Source organism: Microbacterium elymi, assembly GCF_021582895.2.
Lineage (GTDB): Bacteria > Actinomycetota > Actinomycetes > Actinomycetales > Microbacteriaceae > Microbacterium > Microbacterium humicola.
Window position 1 is genome coordinate 3,292,426 of the sequence record NZ_CP091139.2, and the last position, 18,867, is coordinate 3,311,292.

General features: G+C 71.8%; 10 protein-coding genes and 8 pseudogenes. 15 read left to right on the forward strand and 3 right to left on the reverse strand.

Annotated features, from left to right (window positions below; genetic code table 11):
• Positions 1 to 17: 17 nt before the first annotated feature.
• The 15 genes and pseudogenes from L2X98_RS17960 to L2X98_RS18030 all read left to right on the forward strand — a co-directional run bounded on the left by L2X98_RS17960 (position 18) and on the right by L2X98_RS18030 (position 15,522).
• Positions 18 to 716 carry a DUF4129 domain-containing protein gene (locus tag L2X98_RS17960; RefSeq protein WP_259611783.1) on the forward strand — a complete coding sequence of 233 codons (699 nt, stop codon included), beginning with the start codon at positions 18 to 20 and terminating at the stop codon, positions 714 to 716.
• Positions 713 to 1,222: a hypothetical protein gene (locus L2X98_RS17965; RefSeq protein ID WP_259611784.1), complete on the forward strand. Its 510-nt coding sequence runs from the start codon at positions 713 to 715 to the stop codon at positions 1,220 to 1,222. The genes L2X98_RS17960 and L2X98_RS17965 overlap by 4 nt, the downstream gene beginning before the upstream one ends.
• A gap of 18 nt (positions 1,223 to 1,240) precedes the next feature.
• Positions 1,241 to 2,231: pseudogene (locus L2X98_RS17970) on the forward strand (AAA family ATPase).
• A gap of 282 nt (positions 2,232 to 2,513) precedes the next feature.
• Entirely contained in the window at positions 2,514 to 3,506 is a 993-nt protein-coding gene (locus L2X98_RS17975) for a DUF58 domain-containing protein (protein WP_259611785.1), read from the forward strand.
• A 330-nt stretch (positions 3,507 to 3,836) separates the two neighbouring features.
• Positions 3,837 to 4,106, forward strand: coding sequence for a hypothetical protein (locus L2X98_RS17980; protein ID WP_259611786.1), 270 nt, complete (start codon positions 3,837 to 3,839; stop codon positions 4,104 to 4,106).
• Positions 4,107 to 4,190: 84 nt separating this feature from the next.
• Positions 4,191 to 7,093: pseudogene (gene uvrA, locus L2X98_RS17985) on the forward strand (excinuclease ABC subunit UvrA).
• Between the two features lie 6 nt (positions 7,094 to 7,099).
• Positions 7,100 to 9,009, forward strand: a pseudogene (gene uvrC, locus L2X98_RS17990) (excinuclease ABC subunit UvrC).
• Positions 9,009 to 9,894 (forward strand): annotated as a pseudogene (rapZ, locus tag L2X98_RS17995) (RNase adapter RapZ). Before uvrC ends, rapZ begins: the two co-directional pseudogenes overlap by 1 nt.
• A gap of 54 nt (positions 9,895 to 9,948) precedes the next feature.
• Positions 9,949 to 10,926 (forward strand): DNA-binding protein WhiA, encoded by a 978-nt coding sequence (whiA, locus tag L2X98_RS18000; protein WP_259611787.1) that lies wholly within the window; start codon positions 9,949 to 9,951, stop codon positions 10,924 to 10,926.
• 142 nt (positions 10,927 to 11,068) lie between these two features.
• Entirely contained in the window at positions 11,069 to 11,695 is a 627-nt protein-coding gene (locus L2X98_RS18005; RefSeq protein ID WP_259611788.1) for a superoxide dismutase, read from the forward strand.
• Between the two features lie 96 nt (positions 11,696 to 11,791).
• Positions 11,792 to 12,802: a type I glyceraldehyde-3-phosphate dehydrogenase gene (gap, locus tag L2X98_RS18010; RefSeq protein WP_259611789.1), complete on the forward strand. Its 1,011-nt coding sequence runs from the start codon at positions 11,792 to 11,794 to the stop codon at positions 12,800 to 12,802.
• A 6-nt stretch (positions 12,803 to 12,808) separates the two neighbouring features.
• Positions 12,809 to 14,039, forward strand: a pseudogene (locus tag L2X98_RS18015) (phosphoglycerate kinase).
• Positions 14,027 to 14,830 carry a triose-phosphate isomerase gene (tpiA, locus tag L2X98_RS18020; RefSeq protein ID WP_259611790.1) on the forward strand — a complete coding sequence of 268 codons (804 nt, stop codon included), beginning with the start codon at positions 14,027 to 14,029 and terminating at the stop codon, positions 14,828 to 14,830. The pseudogene L2X98_RS18015 and the gene tpiA overlap by 13 nt, the downstream one beginning before the upstream one ends.
• Before the next feature lie 87 nt (positions 14,831 to 14,917).
• Positions 14,918 to 15,166, forward strand: a complete 249-nt coding sequence (secG, locus tag L2X98_RS18025; RefSeq protein WP_259611791.1) for a preprotein translocase subunit SecG — start codon at positions 14,918 to 14,920, stop codon at positions 15,164 to 15,166.
• 1 nt (position 15,167) lies between these two features.
• Positions 15,168 to 15,522 (forward strand): annotated as a pseudogene (locus tag L2X98_RS18030) (RNA polymerase-binding protein RbpA).
• A gap of 36 nt (positions 15,523 to 15,558) precedes the next feature.
• Here L2X98_RS18030 and pgl read toward each other — a convergent pair.
• The 3 genes and pseudogenes from pgl to zwf form a co-directional block, all read right to left on the reverse strand.
• Positions 15,559 to 16,360, reverse strand: a pseudogene (pgl, locus tag L2X98_RS18035) (6-phosphogluconolactonase).
• A complete protein-coding gene (locus L2X98_RS18040; RefSeq protein WP_259611792.1) occupies positions 16,353 to 17,312 on the reverse strand; it encodes a glucose-6-phosphate dehydrogenase assembly protein OpcA in 960 nt (319 codons plus the stop codon). Before L2X98_RS18040 ends, pgl begins: the two are co-directional and overlap by 8 nt.
• Positions 17,309 to 18,857, reverse strand: a pseudogene (gene zwf, locus L2X98_RS18045) (glucose-6-phosphate dehydrogenase). Before zwf ends, L2X98_RS18040 begins: the two are co-directional and overlap by 4 nt.
• Positions 18,858 to 18,867 lie beyond the last annotated feature (10 nt).

The window sequence follows — 18,867 nt, forward strand, 5'->3', positions numbered from 1 at the left end:
GGCCGTGGTCGCCGCCGGTGCCGTCGCCGTCCTCGGGGTCGTCCTGGCCGGCCCGCTGGAGGTGGGGGCGCCGCGGTGGAATCCCGCACCTCCGGTGCGCACTGCGCAAGCCCCGGCCGACGCTGACCGGGCAGGCCACACCGCCGCCGTCGCTGGCCGGCGCCGAGGGGGCGGCCGGGGTCATCCGGATCATCCTGGCCATCGTGTTCGCCCTGGCCGTCGCCCTGCTGGTGGCCGTCGTGGTCGTGGTCCTGGTGCGCCGATTCCGGCAGCGACGCCGGAGGGTGCGGCGTGCCGCCGAGGCGGCATCCGAATCCGGCGCCGCCACCGTCACCGACACCGCCGTCGCCGCGCCCGTCGTGCAGCGGGGCATCGCGCGCGCCCTTCAGATCCTGGACGAGGAGCGCACACCCGACGATGCGATCGTGCAGGCCTGGCTGGGGCTGGAGGACGCGGCCCGACAGGCGGGCGCGCGCCGGGCGGCGTCGGAGACGCCCGCCGAGTACGCCGCACGGATCATCCGCCGCTTCGAGACGAACAGCTCGGCCACCGACATCCTGCTGCGCCTGTACCAGGATGTGCGGTTCGGGGGCCGGCACGCCGACGAGGGCACCGTGCGCACCGCGCGGGAGTGCCTGCTGCACCTCCAGCGGTCCTGGCACGACCCGGCCGATCGGCCCACGGCATCGGCGCCGTCCCCCGGAGGCGAACGATGAACCGGGCCGCCGCCGGACCGGTCGTGGCCGGAACGGCGCTCGGCGCGATCACCGGGTTCGTCCTGTGGGGGCTGGGCATGTCGTGGCCGGCCGGGGTCGCCGTGGCGCTGTTCGGACTGGCCGGGGGCATCGCCTGGGCCGGGTTCGCCGGCGGCGACCGGCCGCTGTACGCGCGCACGCACGCCGAGCCGCGACCGGGAACACGGTCGGACATGACCCAGATCGCGTGGTCGCTGCGCGGCCGCAACGGCGAGATCAGCGACAGCGGCGTGAAGCGGCTGCGCGCCTTCGCCCGGGCCCGGCTCGGCCGGCACGGCCTGGACCTGGACGACGAACGGGATGCCGCACAGATCCGCCTGAGGCTCGGCCCGGCCGCCGCCGACCCCCTCCTCGGCGGGCACGTGCGTTCGATCGCCGAGGTGGAACGCTGCCTGGACGCGCTGGAGGCGCTCGAGGAGACGACCGCGGACGGCCCGCAGACGCGGGCGACGCAAGGGAGAGGATGAGCCGTGACCGAAGCCGACGTGCCCCCGGAGCCGTCCTACCCGCCCGAGCGGGTCGGCGAGCTCGCCGCCGCCGTGCTCGCCGAGGTGGGCACGGCCGTGGTCGGCCTGCAGGAGCCGCTGCGGTTGGCGCTGGCGGCGATCCTGGCCGGCGGGCACGTGCTGTTCGAAGACGTCCCCGGGCTCGGCAAGACGCTGGCCGCACGCTCGATCGCGCAGGCCTGCGGGCTGGACTTCCGCCGCCTGCAGTGCACACCCGACCTGCTGCCGTCGGACATCACCGGCTCGTACGTGTACGCGCCGGCCACCGGGACGTTCGAGTTCCGCCCCGGGCCGGTGTTCACCGGGCTGTTCCTGGCCGATGAGCTGAACCGCACCGCGCCGAAGACCCAGTCCGCACTCCTGGAGGCGATGGCGGAGGGACAGGTGACGGTCGAGGGCACGAGCTACCCGCTGCCGCGGCCGTTCCACATGATCGCCACCGCCAACCCGATCGAGTACGAGGGCACGTATGCGCTGCCGGAGGCGCAAGCTGGACCGGTTCCTGGTGCGGCTCAGCGTCGGCTACCCCGACCGGGACGGCGAGGAGCAGATCCTCGCCAACCGCATCGCACGGCGCACCGAGTCCGCGCAGGTGGCCCGGGTGATCGACGCCGCGCAGCTGCGGGCCATGCAGTCCGGGGTCGAAGCGGTGCACGTGGACCCCGACATCCTGCGGTACTGCGTCGAGCTGGCGGCCGCGACGCGCAGCGATCCGTCGGTCGAGGTCGGCGCCTCGCCGCGCGGCTCGCAGGCCCTGATGCTGGTGGGCCGCGCCCGGGCGGTGATCGACGGCCGCGACTACGTCACGCCCGACGACGTCAAGGCCGTCGCCGTGCCCGCCCTGGCCCACCGGCTCTCGCTCACCCCGGGCGCGTGGGCGGCCGGCACCGATCCCGCGCGGGTGATCGAGGCCATCCTGCAGAAGGTGCCGGTGCCGCCGACGGTGGCCTGGTCCGCCGCGGGCGCGTGATGACCCGGATGCTGTCGCCGGCGCCGATCGCGGGGATCGGCGTGGGCATCGTCCTGCTCGGGGTCGCGCTGGCCTTCGGCCGGGTCGACCTGGCCGTGCCCGGCGTGGTGCTCCTGGTGGCGGCGGCGCTCGCGCTGGCCGCCGGCGGCCGGCGGACGGAGGTCGAGCTGGGCCTGGAGCGGGGCGACCCCGAGTCCGCACCGGACGGCCCGGTGGTCGTCCCGGTGACGATGAGCGTGCAGGCCGCGGGCGTCGAGACGATCCTGGTCACCGTCACCGAGCTTGGAGCATCGCACCCGTCGGATCGCGGTCGCCGGGCCGGTCGCGCGCACCCTGCTGCGGATCCGCACCCCGCACTCCGGCGATCAGGAGCTCGTGCGCGCCGACGCCGTCGCCATCGGCCCGGACGGCGCATGGACCAGCATCGCGCCGACGCGCACCAGACTCTCGGCGCGGGTCCAGCCGCCGGCCGAGCCGGTGCGGTTCCTGCCGCTGCCGCCCGACCCCGCGGGGCTGACCGGAGCGCACGACGCCTCGCGGCCGGGGGATGGGGGCGAGTTCCGCGACATCCATCCGTTCGCTCCCGGCGACCGGCTGCAGCGCATCGACTGGAAGGCCACCGCCCGCCTGGCCCGGCGCCCGGGCGAGCTGTTCGTGCGGCGCACGTTCGCGACCTCGGACGTGGACGTCGCCCTCATCCTGGACGACGGCGAGGACATCACCGGGCGGGTGGGCGACTGGGCGCACGGCGACCGCTCGCTCGGACTTCCGGGGTCGATGGACATCGCCCGCCGCGCCGCATGGTCTCTGGCCGCCGCCTACCTCGACGCGGGCGACCAGGTGTCCTTCCAGCAGCTGTCCCGGCCCGGCGGCGCGGTCCGGCGGGGCTCGGGCGCCCGGCACCGCGAGCGGCTCCGCGCCGCGATCGCCGCCTCGCCGCCGCAGCCGCGGCTCAGCCGGACCCGCACGCCGCAGGTGGCGCGCGGGGCGCTGATCGTGCTGCTGTCGACGTTCCTGGACGACGAGACGGTGCGCCTGGCGGGCGTGTGGCGGGCGGCCGGGCACCGGGTGCTGGCGGTGGACACCCTGCCCAGGCTGCAGTCCGAGCGGCTGCGACGGGAGGAGATCGCGGCATCGCGGATGGTGCTCGGCCTGCGCGCCGACCGGTTGCGCGACATCACCGCGATGGGCGCGGACGTCCTGGCCTGGGATGGGGATGCCGGTGCCCGCACCGCCCGGCTGCGGACGCTGTCACGGATGAGGCGCCGCGGATGAGTGGCCGGCGAGACGACGTGCCGGCGACCAAGCCGGGTTCGACGGCACCGGGTCCGGCGGCACCGGGCCGGGGTCGAGCGGGCCGGGGTCGAGCGGGCTGGAGTCGGCCGGCCGCGAGCATCCCGCTGCCGGTGCTCCGGGCGATCCCGGTCGTCCTCGCCTGCTGCGCGTTCGCCCTGCTCCCCGTGCCCTATGCCGTGATCGCCCTCGTGCTCGCGGTCCTCGGCGCCCTCCTGCCGGCCACGCTGGCCACCTGGGGCGTCGCCCTGGTGATCGCGCTGGTCCCGCTGATGCACCCGGCTTGCGCCCGCCGACGTCCGGCCCTACCTGGTGCTGGCGCTGGTGCACGCGCTGCACGTGCTCGGCGGACTGAACCTCGCGCTGCCTGCGCTCGGCCGGGTGCGCCTGCGGGTGCTGGCGCACCCCGCCCGCCGATACCTGGTGGTGCAGGTCGTCGCCCAGCCGGTGCTGTTCGCGGGCCTGGTGCTGGCGCAGGCGCCCGTGCGCGACGCGCTGCCGCCCGCGGCGGTCGTGCTGGCGACCGCGGTCTGCGCGGTCGCGGTGGTGGTCGTGCTGCGCGTGCTCGCCGCGCGTCGCTGACCAGGGGAGCTCGATCCGGTGCCGTTCGCGGGGAGCGCAGAGCACGTCGCGGCCGGTGTCGGAGGCCGCAAATAGACTTGACCGGTGCCCATCATCCCTGTCGCCAGCCCTGCCCACACCTCGGGAAAGCTCAGCGTCCGCGGCGCGCGCGTCCACAATCTGCGCAACGTCGACCTGGACATCCCCCGCGACGCGCTCGTGGTGTTCACCGGCCTGTCCGGATCCGGAAAGTCCAGCCTCGCGTTCGACACGATCTTCGCCGAAGGACAGCGCCGGTACGTCGAGTCGCTGAGCGCCTACGCCCGCCAGTTCCTGGGGCAGGTGGACCGGCCCGACGTCGACTTCATCGAGGGGCTGAGCCCGGCCGTCTCGATCGACCAGAAGTCGACCAACCGCAACCCGCGCTCGACGGTGGGCACCATCACCGAGATCCACGACTACATGCGCCTGCTGTGGGCACGCGTCGGCATCCCGCACTGCCCCGAGTGCGGCGAGGTGATCCAGCGGCAGACGGTGCAGCAGATCGCCGACCAGCTGATGGAGATGCCCGCACGCACCCGCTATCAGATCGTGGCGCCGGTGGTCACGCAGAAGAAGGGCGAGTTCGTCGACCTGTTCAAAGAGCTCGGCGCCAAGGGCTACGCCCGCGCCGTGGTCGACGGCGAACTCGTCCAGCTGGCCGAGGCGCCCGCGCTGAAGAAGAGCTACAAGCACGACATCGCGGTGGTCGTCGACCGGCTCGTGGCCGGCCCCGACATCCTCAGCCGGGTCACCGACTCGGTCGAGACCGCGCTGGGCCTGGCCGACGGGATCATGCAGGTCAACTTCGTCGACGAAGAGGGGGATGCCGCCTGGCAGAGCTTCTCCGAGAAGCTGGCCTGCCCCAACGGCCACCCGTTGCAGCTGACCGAGATCGAGCCGCGCACGTTCTCGTTCAACGCGCCGTTCGGCGCCTGCCCCACATGTTCCGGCCTGGGCACGCGGATGTCGGTGGATGTCGACCTCATGCTCGGCGACGACGAGCTGTCGCTGCGCGAAGGCGTCGTGATCCCGTGGACGACCCAGGGCAAGGGGCTGTTCCAGTACTACGAGCGCCTGCTGGAGGGGCTCGCGGACGACCTCGACTTCTCCCTGGACACCCCGTGGCGGATGCTTCCGCAGCGGGTGAAGGACGCCGTGCTGCACGGCGAGAACTTCAAGGTGACGGTGCGGTGGAAGAACCGCTACGGGCGCGAGATGCGCTACACCTCGGGCTTCGAGGGCGTGGTCCCGTACATCGAGCGGCAGTACCTGCAGGCCGAGTCCGACACCCAGCGCCAGCGCTGGGCAGAGTTCCTCCGCGAGGTGCCGTGCGCGGTCTGCAACGGCGACCGGCTCAAGCCCGAGGTGCTCGCGGTGAAGGTCCACGGCCACTCCATCGCCGAGGCCTCCCGGATGAGCCTGGCCGAGGCGCACGACTACTTCGCCACGCTCGAGCTGACCGCCCGCGAGGCGAAGATCGCGGCCCAGGTGCTGCGCGAGATCCGGCTTGCGCCTGGAGTTCCTCATCCAGGTCGGGCTGAACTACCTCAACCTGGGGCGCTCGGCCGGCTCGCTGTCCGGCGGCGAGGCCCAGCGCATCAGGCTGGCCACCCAGATCGGCTCCGGCCTGACCGGAGTGCTGTACGTGCTGGACGAACCGTCCATCGGGCTGCATCAGCGCGACAACCGGCGGCTCATCGAGACCCTGCTCACGCTCCGCGACCTGGGCAACACGCTCATCGTCGTCGAGCACGACGAAGAGACCATCCACGCCGCCGACTGGGTCGTCGACATCGGTCCGCGCGCCGGCGTCGACGGCGGCACCGTGGTGCACTCCGGCCCGCTGGATTCACTCCTGCAGGAGCGCGCGTCGCTGACCGCCGACTACCTGTCCGGGCGACGCGAGATCCCGACGCCGACCCGGCGCCGCAAGATCGACAAGAAGCGCCAGCTGTCGGTGGTGGGCGCGCGCGAGAACAACCTGCAGAACGTGAGCGTCGACTTTCCGCTCGGCGTGATGACCGCGGTGACCGGGGTCAGCGGCTCGGGCAAGTCGTCGCTGGTCAACGACATCCTGTACCAGGTCCTCGCGGGCCGGCTCAACGGCGCGCGCACGGTGCCGGGCAAGCACACCCGGGTGACCGGACTGGACAACCTCGACAAGGTCGTGCACGTCGACCAGGCGCCGATCGGGCGCACCCCGCGGTCCAACCCCGCCACCTACACCGGGGTGTTCGACCGCATCCGGACCCTGTTCAGCGAGACGCCGGAGGCGAAGGCGCGCGGCTACCGCCCCGGCCGGTTCAGCTTCAACGTCAAGGGCGGCCGCTGCGAGGCCTGCTCCGGCGACGGCACCATCAAGATCGAGATGAACTTCCTGCCCGACGTGTACGTCGACTGCGAGGTGTGCCACGGCAAGCGGTACAACCGCGACACCCTCACCGTGCACTACAAGGGCAAGAACATCGCCGAGGTGCTCGAGATGCCGATCTCCGAGGCGGCCGGGTTCTTCGAGCCGATCCAGGCGATCCACCGCTACATGAAGACGCTGGTCGACGTCGGGTTGGGCTACGTCCGTCTCGGTCAGTCGGCCACCACCCTGTCCGGCGGCGAGGCGCAAGCGCGTCAAGCTGGCCACCGAGCTCGAGCGCCGGTCCAACGGCCGGTCGGTGTACGTGCTGGACGAGCCGACCACCGGCCTGCACTTCGAGGATGTGCAGCGGCTGCTCGAGGTGCTCAACGGGCTCGTCGACAAGGGCAACACGGTGATCGTCATCGAGCACAACCTGGACGTGATCAAGTCCGCGGACTGGATCATCGACCTGGGTCCCGAGGGCGGCTCCGGCGGCGGCACGATCGTGGCCACCGGGACGCCCGAGCGGGTCGCCCGTGCCGACGGCTCGTACACCGGCGCCTTCCTCTCCGAGATCCTCGACCCGGCCGGATCCCAGCGCAAGGCGGGCTGAGCGCGGATGGCCGACCAGCTCCCGTACAAGCCGAAGCAGGGGGAGATCCCGACCGACCCCGGGGTGTACCGGTTCCGCGACCGCGACGGCCGCATCCTCTACGTCGGCAAGGCGAAGAGCCTGCGCGCGCGCCTGTCGAACTACTTCGCGCCGCTGCACACCCTGCACGAGCGCACCCGCCGCATGGTCACCACGGCGGCATCCGTCGAGTGGACCGTCGTCGGCAGCGACGTGGAGGCGCTCGAGCTGGAGTTCATGTGGATCCAGGAGTACAAGCCGCCGTTCAACGTGCGGTACAAGGACGACAAGTCCTACCCCTACCTGGCCGTCACGCTCGCGGACGAGGCGCCGCGGGTGATCGTGACCCGCAACCACCGGATCAAGGGCGCCAAGTACTTCGGCCCGTACCCGAAGGTGTGGGCGGTGCACGACACGATCGACCTGATGATCAAGGTGTTCCCGATCCGCACCTGCAGCGATGCGTCGTACAAGAAGGCGATGGCCACCGGGCGGCCGTGCTTCCCCGGTCAGATCGGGCGGTGCGGTGGGCCGTGCTCGATGAAGGTCACGATCGAGGAGCACCGCGCGATCGTGGACGACTTCGTCGCGTTCCTCTCCGGCGGCGACGAGCGGTTCCGTACCGAGCTCACGCGCCGGATGCGGGAATCCGCCGCCGCGCTGGACTACGAGGCCGCCGCCGAGTACCGAGACAAGCTGCAGTCGATCGACGCGGTCCTCAGCCGCAGCGCGCTCGTGCTGGCGCCGGACATGGACGCCGATCTGTTCGGCATCGCCGAGGACGAGCTGTCCGCCGCCGTGCAGCACTTCGTCGTCCGCGGCGGGCGGGTGCGCGGGGTGCGGGCGACCACGATCGAGAAGGAGCTGGACATCGCCGGCGGCGAGCTGGTCGACCAGGTGCTGCAGCGGGTCTACGGGGATGCCGCGGCCGCCGACATCCCGCGGCAGATCCTGGTGCCGCACCTGCCCGACGACGCCGCCGATCTGGAGGCCTGGCTGCGCGGAAGGCGGGGTCGGAACGTGGCGATCTCGGTCGCGCAGCGGGCCGCAAGGCCGAGCTGATGAAGACGGCCACCCTGAACGCCCGGCAGGCGCTGATGCTGCACAAGACCCGCCGCACCAGCGACTACGTCGCCCGCACGCAGGCGCTCACCGATCTGCAGGAGGCGCTCGGCCTGGCCGAGGCGCCGCTGCGCATCGAGTGCTACGACATCTCCCACCTGGCCGGCACGAACGTGGTCGCCTCGATGGTGGTGTTCGAGGACGGCCTGCCCCGCAAGGACCAGTACCGTTCGTTCACGGTCGCCGAGACCACCGACGACACCGATTCGATGAACCAGGTGCTGACCCGGCGGCTGGCGCGGCTGGACGACCCGCGCGAGCAGGAGGACGCCGTCGCCGATGGCAAGAAGCGGCGGTTCTCGTACCCGCCGCAGCTGCTGGTGGTGGACGGCGGGCAGCCGCAGGTCGCGGCGGCCGCGCGCGCCCTGGCCGCGTCCGGACACTCCGAGATCGCGCTGTGCGGCATCGCCAAGCGGCTCGAGGAGGTGTGGCTGCCGGAACAGGACTACCCGGTGATCCTGCCGCGCACCTCCGAGGCGCTCTACCTGCTCGAGCGGCTGCGCGACGAGGCGCACCGCTTCGCCATCACGCATCAGCGCGCGCGCCGCAAGCGCGACATCACCACCGTGCTGGCCGAGGTGCCCGGCCTCGGACCGGCACGCATCCGCGCCCTGCTCCGCCATTTCGGCTCGGTCGCGGCCCTGCGCACGGCCACGCCGGACGAGATCACCCAGCTCCCCGGCATCGGGCCGACACTGGCCGAGGCGGTGCACGTGCACCTCGCGCAGACCGCGCGGGCCTCGGTAGGGTGGACTGGGACAGCGACGGGGGAATGATGGCGGATGGCGGCGATCGCGCGGGCAGCGAGATCCTGATCGTCACGGGCATGTCCGGCGCCGGCAGATCGACCGTCGCCAACGCGCTCGAGGACATGGGCTGGTACGTGGTCGACAACCTGCCGCCGCAGATGCTCAAGCCCCTGCTGGACCTGTCCGGGCTCGCCGCCAGTGCGCTCCCGCGGGTGGCCGCCGTCGTCGACGTGCGCGGCGGCAGCCTGTTCACCGACCTGCCCGAGGTCACCCGGGCCCTGCGCGGTGCGCGGGAGCAGCTGCGGGTGGTGTTCCTGGACGCCTCCGACGATGTGCTGGTGCGCCGCTACGAGGCGGTGCGCCGACCGCATCCGCTGCAGGGCGACGGCACGATCGTGGACGGCATCCGCCGCGAGCGGGAGCGGCTGGCCTCCATCCGCTCCAGCGCGGACGTGGTGATCGACACCACCGATCTGAACATCCATCAGCTGGCCACCCACGTGGTCGAGCTGTTCAGCGAACGCGGGACCGCCCGCCACTCGCTCACGATCCTCAGCTTCGGATTCAAGTACGGCCTGCCGGTGGACGCCGACATGGTGGTCGACATGCGGTTCCTGCCCAATCCGTACTGGGAGGACGAGCTGCGGGCCCTCACCGGCGAGGACGAGCGGGTCCGGGACTTCGTGCTGGCCCAGGAGGGGGCATCCGAGTTCCTGGACGCCTACACCGCGGTCCTGGTGCCCGTGCTGGCCGGCTACCAGCGGGAGAACAAGCGGCACAGCGTCGTGGCCATCGGCTTGCACCGGGGGCAAGCACCGATCGGTCGTGATGGCCGGGGCGCTCAGCGAGCGGCTGGCCGAGGTTCCCGGCGTCGCCGTCCGCGTGCAGCACCGGGATCTGGGCCGGGAGTAGCCCGGTAGGCTGGGTGGCCGTCCCGATGTATCGATCGCCGCCTCGAGGAGTACCGTGCCGCTGACAGCCGATGTGAAGGCCGAGCTGATCGCTCTGCGGGATCCGCGACCCACCGCGCGGGTGGCCGAGCTGACCACTCTGCTGCGGTTCTCCGGGGGACTGCATTCGATCGCCAACCGGGTCGCGGTCGAGGCCGAGGTCGACTCCGAGCTGCTGGCCCGGCGGACGGCGCGCGAACTCGTCGACCTGTACGGCGTGCGGCCCGAGCTCGTGCAGGTGCAGGGATCCGGGTCGCCCTCGGGCGCCCGGTTCGCCGTCCGGGTGATCGAGGCCGGCGAGACGCTGGCCCGTCAGACCGGGCTGCTCGACCAGCGTCGGCGCGCGGTGCGCGGCCTGCCGAACAAGCTCACCACCGGATCGCGCCCCGACCTGGCCGCCGTGTGGCGGGGGGCCTTCCTGGCCTCGGGCAGCCTGAGCGACCCGGGCCGCTCGGCGGCGCTGGAGATCGCCTGCCCGTCGTCCGAGGCGGCGATGGCGCTGGTCGGCGCCGCGCACCGGCTCGGGGTGGCCGCCAAGGCGCGTGAGGTGCGCGGGGTGCCGAGGGTCGTGGTGCGCGACGGCGAGGCGATCCGCGTCGCGCTGGCAGCGATGGGGGCGCCGCGGGCGGCGGCCGCGTGGGATCAGCTGCGCGCCCGCCGTGAGGTGCGCGCCGGCGTGAACCGGCTGGTCAATTTCGACGACGCGAATCTGCGTCGCTCCGCACAGGCCGCGGTCGCCGCCTGCGCCCGCGTGGAGCGCGCCCTGGAGATCCTCGGCGACGACGTCCCCGAGCATCTGCAGCAGGCGGGGCGGCTGCGGCTGGCGCACCGCGACGCGAGCCTGGACGAGCTGGGCCACCACGCCGATCCGCCGCTGACGAAGGATGCCGTGGCCGGCCGGATCCGGCGGCTTCTGGCGATGGCGGACAAGAAGGCCGACACCGAGGGGATCCCGGGGACCGAGGCATCCGTCCCCGCCGGCGCAGAGGACTGAACCCCGCGTGAACCCGCGGTGATCGGGGAAGCAACGGCCCGCCGTGTGCGTTGCCGCTCAGTAGGATGAAGTTGTCACCCTCGCCGCGTCAGGGAGCGACACCGCTTCCGCATCGGCGCGACGCCGACAGGAAGAAGAGAACATGGCGAAGTACACGCTGCCCGACCTGCCCTACGACTACGCCGCGCTGGAGCCGCACATCAGCGGCAAGATCATGCAGCTCCACCACGACAAGCACCACCAGGCGTACGTGACCGGAGCCAACACCGCGCTGGACAAGCTCGCCGAGGCCCGCGACTCCGGCGACCTGGCCAACGTCAACCGCTTCGAGAAGGACCTCGCGTTCAACCTCGGCGGTCACGTCAACCACTCGATCTTCTGGACCAACCTGTCGCCGAACGGCGGCGGCCAGCCGGAGGGCGAGCTGAAGGCGGCCATCGACGAGTTCTTCGGCGGATTCGACAAGTTCCAGGCGCACTTCACCGCCGCCGCGACCGGCATCCAGGGCTCCGGCTGGGCCGTGCTCAGCTGGGACCCGATCGGCGCGCAGCTGATCATCCAGCAGCTGTTCGACCAGCAGGGAAACACCGCCCAGGGCACGATCCCGCTGTTCCAGCTGGACATGTGGGAGCACGCGTTCTACCTGGACTACCTGAACGTGAAGGCCGATTACGTCAAGGCGGTCTGGAACATCGCGAACTGGGAGAACGTCGCGGCTCGGTTCGAGGCCGCACGCGAGAAGACGGCGGGCCTGCTGGTACTGTCATAGCCAAGTGCGGCGTCCCGGCGGGATGACCGCTGGGACGCCGTCGTCCGTCCGTGAAGAATCAGCGCACTCGCGCTCAACACATCTGGGAGACATTCCGTGACCGTCAAGATCGGGATCAACGGCTTCGGCCGCATCGGACGCAATTTCCTCCGCGCAGCGCTCGCGCAGGGAGCTGACCTCGACATCGTCGCGGTCAACGACCTCACGGACAACAAGACGCTCGCGCACCTGCTGAAGTACGACTCCGTCGGCGGTCCGCTCGGCCAGGACGTGAGCTTCGACGGCGACGCGATCACCGTCGGCGGCAAGACCATCAAGGTCTACGAGGAGCGCGACCCCGCGAACCTGCCGTGGGGCGAGCTGGGCGTGGACATCGTGATCGAGTCCACCGGCCGCTTCACGAAGGCCGCGGATGCCGGCAAGCACATCGCCGGCGGTGCGAAGAAGGTCATCATCTCGGCGCCGGGCACGGATGTGGACGGCACGTTCGTGATGGGCGTGAACGAGGACACCTACGACGCGGCCACGATGAACATCCTGTCCAACGCGTCCTGCACCACGAACTGCCTCGCCCCGCTGGCGAAGGTGTTCAACGACGCGTTCGGCATCGAGCGCGGCTTCATGATGACCGCTCACGCGTACACCGCCGACCAGAACCTGCAGGACGGCCCGCACAGCGACCTGCGTCGCGCACGCGCCGCCGCCATCAACATCGTCCCCGCCTCCACCGGCGCCGCCAAGGCGATCGGCCTGGTCCTGCCGGAGCTGAACGGCAAGCTCAGCGGCTCGTCGTACCGCGTGCCGGTGCCCACCGGATCGATCGTCGACCTGACCATCGTCACCGACCGCGAGGGCCTGACCGTCGACGAGGTCAACGCCGCCTACCGGACCGCCGCCGCAGACGGGCGTCTGAAGGGGTACCTGCAGTACACCGAGGACCCGATCGTCTCCAGCGACATCCAGCTCAACCCGCACTCCTCGGTGTTCGACGCCGAGCTGACGAACGTCAGCGGCAACCTGGTGAAGGTGTCCGGCTGGTACGACAACGAGTGGGGCTACTCCAACCGCCTGGTCGACCTGACCGAGTACGTCGCCGAGCGTCTCTGAGTCGTCATGCCGCTGCGCACCCTCGACACCCTTCCGGCGCGCGCAGGGGGTTCGCTCGCAGGCACGCGCGTCATCGTCCGCTGTGACCTGAACGTCCCCCTGCGGGACGGGGTCATCTCGGACGATGGCCGCGTGCGTGCGTCGCTGCCCACTCTCAACGCCCTCATCAACCAGGGCGCCCGCGTCGTCGTCTGCTCCCACCTCGGGCGCCCCGACGGCGCCCCGGATCCCGCGTTCAGCCTCGCCCCGGTCGCCCAGCGGCTGTCCGAGCTGCTCGGCAAGCCGGTCGCGTTCGCCCGCGACACCGTCGGCGAGTCCGCGCACGAGGCGGTCGCCGCTCTCGCCGACGGCGACGTGGCGGTGCTGGAGAACCTGCGCTTCGACCCGGGCGAGACCGCGAAGGACGACGCCGGGCGCCGGGAGTTCGCCGGCCGCCTGGCCGAACTCGGCGACGCGCTCGTCTCGGACGGCTTCGGCGTCGTGCACCGCAAGCAGGCCAGCGTCTACGAGCTGGCCGAGCTGCTCCCGTCCGCGGCCGGGCTGCTCATCGCCGCCGAGGTGGACGTGCTGGACCGCCTGACCGAACGGCCCGAGCGACCGTATGCCGTCGTGCTGGGCGGCTCGAAGGTCAGCGACAAGCTGGGCGTCATCGAGCACCTCCTGCCACGGGTGGACAAGCTGCTGGTCGGCGGGGGGATGATGTTCACGTTCCTGGCCGCCCAGGGCCACAAGGTCGGCAAGAGCCTGCTGGAGACAGACCAGCTGGACACCGTGCGCCGCTACATCGCCACGGCCCAGGAACGCGGGATCGAACTCGTGCTCCCGGTCGACGCGGTGGTCGCGGCATCCTTCGCCGCGGACGCCGATCACGTCGTGGCCGACGCGGACGCGCTCGAGGACACCCCGTTCGGCGCCGACGGGCTGGGGCTGGACATCGGCCCGCGGACCGCCGAGCAGTTCGCCGATGCCATCCGCAGCGCACGACGGTCTTCTGGAACGGGCCGATGGGCGTGTTCGAGATGCCGGCGTTCGCCGCCGGCACCAAGACCATCGCGCAGGCGCTCACCGAGGTCGACGGGCTGTCCGTCGTCGGCGGGGAGACTCCGCCGCGGCGGTGCGACAGCTCGGCTTCGCCGACGACCGGTTCGGGCACATCTCGACCGGCGGCGGCGCCAGCCTGGAATTCCTGGAGGGCAAACCACTGCCCGGACTGGAGGTGCTCGGATGGGCGCAGTGACCACCAACGGCCGCCGGCTGCCGCTGATCGCCGGCAACTGGAAGATGAACCTCGACCATCTGCAGGCGGTCGCCTTGGTGCAGAAGCTGCACTGGGCGCTGAAGGACGCCAAGCACGAGGCCGGCACGGTCGAACTGGCCGTCTTCCCGCCGTTCACCGACATCCGCACCGTGCAGACGCTGCTGGACGCCGACAAGATCCCGTTCTCGCTGGGGGCGCAGGACCTGTCCGCGCACGACTCCGGCGCCTACACGGGTGAGGTGTCCGGACAGTTCCTGGCCAAGCTGGACTGCCGGTACGTCATCATCGGCCACTCCGAGCGGCGCGCCTACCACCACGAGAGCGACGAGGTCGTGGCCGCGAAGGTCCAGGCCGCGCTGCGGCACGGTCTTGTGCCGGTGATCTGCGTGGGCGAGACCGCCGAGGACCTGGAGGAGCACGGCGCCAGCGCCGTGCCGGTCCGACAGCTGACGGCCGCACTGAACGGCGTGGCCGCCGGTGCCGACATCGTGGTGGCGTACGAGCCGGTCTGGGCGATCGGCTCGGGTCAGGCCGCCACTCCGGAGCAGGCGCAGGACGTGTGCGCCAAGCTGCGCGAGGTGACCGCCGCGGCGATCGGCGGCGACGCCGCCGACCGCACCCGGATCCTGTACGGCGGATCGGTGAAGTCCGGCAACATCGCCGGCTTCATGCGCGAGCCGGATGTGGACGGCGCCCTCGTCGGCGGCGCGAGCCTGGTCGTGGACGAGTTCGCCGCGATCGTGCGGTACCAGAAGCACGTCGGGGTGTGACATCCGCCGGGCCGACCGGCCCGGCGGACCCCCTCCCGTATACTTGACGTCTGTGCGACCGCCCGGTCGCGGCGAAAGGCCTGAAGCGTGGAAATCCTCGAGTTCGTCCTGCAGGTGGTGCTCGGCATCACGAGCCTCCTGCTGACGCTGCTGATCCTGCTGCACAAGGGCCGCGGCGGCGGTCTGTCCGACATGTTCGGCGGCGGGATGAGCTCTTCGCTGGGATCGTCCGGCCTCGCCGAGCGCAACCTGAACCGCTTCACCGTCGTCCTCGCCCTCGCCTGGTTCGTGGCGATCGTGGCGCTGGGCCTGATCACGAAACTGCAGGGGATCTGACATGGCTGCCGGTGGGAGTGCTATTCGCGGGACCCGAGTGGGCGCAGGGCCGATGGGCGAGCAGGACCACGGCTACCACGCCGAGCGCGTCGCGGTGTCGTATTGGGACGGACTGGGCAACGAGACGGTCCGGTACTTCGCCGCCGGGATCCCCGAGGAGGAGATCCCCGACACCATCGACTCGCCGCACTCCGGTCTGCCCGCCGGCCGCGACAAGGCCAACCCGCCGGCGATGACCAAGGCCGAGCCGTACAAGACCCACCTCGCCTACGTCAAGGAGCGGCGCACCGACGAAGAGGCCGAAGCGCTCCTCGATGACGCGCTCAAGCAAGCTGCGCGAGCGCCGCGGACAGTAGCCCGGCGCGCGAGCCCCGCCTGTGGGCGCGAGGCCGTCAGTAGGAGCCGTCGATCAGCTCGGGCGGCACCGTGGCGGCGGCCGCCTCGTCGACGAAGAAGATGGTGCGTCGGCGACCCTTCGCCCGCTGCCGGGACGCTGTGATAGCTGGCTCCGGCCAGGGCCAGGCCCAGGGCCGACGCCTTGTCGGCGCCGGCCAGCACCAGCCACACCCGCTTGGACGAGTTGATCACCGGCCGGGTCAGCGTGATCCGCTCCGGCGGGGGCTTGGGGGAGTCGCGCACCGCCACCGCGGTGCGGTCGGTGATCCGGATCTCCGGGCGATCGGGGAACAGCGACGCGATGTGCCCGTCCGGTCCGACGCCGAGGAAGCAGATGTCGAACGAGGGCCAGGGGCCGGTGAGCATCCCGGTCGCGGCGGTCGCGGTGGGGCCGTAGGCGGCCAGCTCGGCGGCGTACGCCTCGGCACCGGCATCCAGCTCCAGCCCCTGGTCGCTCGCGGCCATCCGGTGGATGTTGCCGGCCGGCAGCGCCAGCTGATCCAGGAGCGCCTCGTCGGCGCCGCGGTCGTTGCGGTCGGCGGAGCGCGCCGGCACGAACCGCTCGTCGCTCCACCAGAAGTGCACCCGCGACCAGTCGACCGCATCCCGCTCGGGGTGTGCGGCGACAGCCGCCAGGACGGCCGTTCCCATGCCACCCCCGGTGAGGGAGACGTGCACGGTCTTGCCGGCGCGGGAGCGCTTGGCGACCCGGTCGACGAAACGCCGGGCCACCGCCGCGGCGAGGTCGTCCGGATCGGTCCGGACCACCACCCGCTTGTCCGCCCCGCTGTCAGACATGGTCCTCCCCGCCGTCGGCCTGCCGGAGCAGGCTCCACCCCTCGGTGATGACACGACCATACAGCAGGTCCGGATCGAGGCTGCGAGCTCCTCGGCCAGGCACTCGCGCAGGGTCCGCCGGGGGAACGCCAGCTCGTGCGAGGGCTTGCCCCGGCTGGGTCAGCACCGCCACACCCGGCTCGGGGCGCTCCAGCAGGGTGTCGCCGCCGGGCCGGACCAGCCGGACCGACTTGATGCCGCCGACCCACTCCTCGGGACCCAGATACTCCCAGTCGACGGGCACGTCCAGGGCCAGGCGCAGCCAGGCGGCCAGGAAGGCCGTCGAGGGCGAGTCGGCCGCGCCGCGCACCTCGACCGCGGTGACCGGCTCGTACGGCGGCTGATCGAGCACCGCGGCGAGCTGCTCGCGCCAGTAGGTGACGCGGGTCCACGCGAAGTCGGTGTCGCCGGGCGCGTAGTGCCCGCCGAGTCCCGCGACCCACCCCGCCGGATCCGGCTGGGTCGCCGCATCCGTGATGCGGCGCTGCGCGATCCGGCCGATCGAGGATCTCGACGGCTGCTTGGGGGTCTCGCGCGGCCACCAGGCGACCACGGGCGCGTCCGGCAGCAGCCCGGTGACCAGGCTCTCCGAGTTGTTGCCGGCGGCGCCGTACGCGCGCAGCACGATCACCTCGCTGGCGCCGGCGTCGCCGCCGACGCGGATCTCGGCATCCAGCCGCGGTTCGGCATCGGCATCCGGCGCATGCGGATCGCTCATGAGCACGATCACCCGCATCGGATGCTCGCGCGAGGCGTCGTTGGCGGCCTCGATGACCTCCTCTTCGGCGCCGTGCCGGATGAGGATGATGAGGGTCAGCACGCGGCCGAGGGCCACCGCACCGCCCTCTTCGCGGACGCTGACCAGCGACTTGGCGATCTTGCTGACGGTGGTGTCGGGCAGATCGATGATCATGGGCGCCTCCAGGTGCGGCCGTCGCGGGTGAGCAGGTCGTCGGCCGAGCGCGGACCCCAGCCGCCCGGCGTGTACTGCTCGAGCGGACCCGTCTGCGCGGCCCAGTACTCCTCGATCGGGTCGAGGATCTTCCAGCTGAACTCGACCTCCTCGTGCCGGGGGAACAGCGGCGGGTCGCCCAGCAGCACATCCAGGATGAGCCGCTCGTACGCCTCGGGGCTGGCCTCGGTGAAGGCGTGCCCGTAGCCGAAGTCCATCGTCACGTCGCGCACCTGGGTGCCCGCACCGGGCACCTTCGAACCGAAGCGGATGGTGACCCCCTCATCCGGCTTGCACCCGGATCACCAGCGCGTTCTGCCCCAGGCCGGAGGTCTGGTTGCGGCTGAACAGGTGCTCGGGGGCCCGCTTGAACACGACCGCGATCTCGGTGACGCGGCGTCCCAGGCGCTTGCCGGTGCGCAGGTAGAACGGCACGTCCGCCCAGCGCCGGGTGTTGATGCCGACCTTGATGGCCGCGTAGGTCTCGGTGGTGGACTGCGGGTCCATCCCCTCCTCCTCGAGGAAGCTGCGGACCTGCTCGCCGCCCTGCCAGCCGCCGCCATACTGGCCGCGGGCGGTGGCCAGGGACAGGTCGTCGGGGAGGGTGACGGCCGCCAGGACCTTCTCCTTCTCGGTCCGCAGGTCGCGGGCGTTGAACGAGATGGGCTCCTCCATCGCGGTCAGCGCGAGCAGCTGGAGCAGGTGGTTCTGGATGACGTCGCGCGCCGCGCCGATGCCGTCGTAGTAGCCGGCACGGCCGCCCACGCCGATGTCCTCGGCCATCGTGATCTGCACGTGGTCGACGTAGTTGCGGTTCCAGATGGGCTCGTACAGCTCGTTGGCGAAGCGCAGCGCCAGGATGTTCTGGACCGTCTCCTTGCCCAGGTAGTGGTCGATGCGGAAGATCGAGTCGGCCGGGAAGGCGCTGCGAGCGCGCTGTTCAGCTCGCGGGCCGAGGCCAGATCGTGCCCGAACGGCTTCTCGATCACCACACGTCGCCAGCGGTCGGGCTGATCGGCGGTGTCATCGACCAGGCCCGAGCTCTTCAGCTGCTCGGCGACCACGGCGAACGCGCGCGGCGGGATCGACAGGTAGTACGCGTGGTTGCCCATCGTGCCGCGCTCCACGTCCAGCTTCTCGACGGTCTCGCGCAGGCGCCGGAACGCATCCGGGTCGTCGAACTCGCCGGACACGAACCGGATCCCGGCCAGCAGCCTTCCAGGTCTCCTCGCGGAACTCCGTCCGCGCGTTCGCCTTCACGGCGTCGTACACGACGCGGGCGAAGTCCTGATCCTCCCAGTCGCGGCGGGCGAAGCCGACGAGGGCGAACCCCGGCGGCAGCAGGCCGCGGTTGGCCAGGTCGTAGACGGCCGGCATCAGCTTCTTGCGGGACAGATCGCCGGTGACGCCGAAGATCACCAGCGCGCTGGGGCCGGCGATGCGGTGCAGACGGCGATCATCCGGGTCGCGCAGCGGATTGTGGTCCCGCGTGATCTCCACGGTCATGGATCGGTGG

What these genes read in the sequence shown, in the direction of transcription:
- L2X98_RS17965 (WP_259611784.1), top strand. Translation starts at nt 713, where the DNA reads ATGAACCGGGCCGCCGCCGGACCGGTCGTGGCCGGAACGGCGCTCGGC.
- L2X98_RS18005 (WP_259611788.1), top strand. Translation starts at nt 11,069, where the DNA reads ATGGCGAAGTACACGCTGCCCGACCTGCCCTACGACTACGCCGCGCTG.
- tpiA (WP_259611790.1), top strand. Translation starts at nt 14,027, where the DNA reads ATGGGCGCAGTGACCACCAACGGCCGCCGGCTGCCGCTGATCGCCGGC.
- L2X98_RS18040 (WP_259611792.1), bottom strand. Translation starts at nt 17,312, where the DNA reads ATGATCATCGATCTGCCCGACACCACCGTCAGCAAGATCGCCAAGTCG.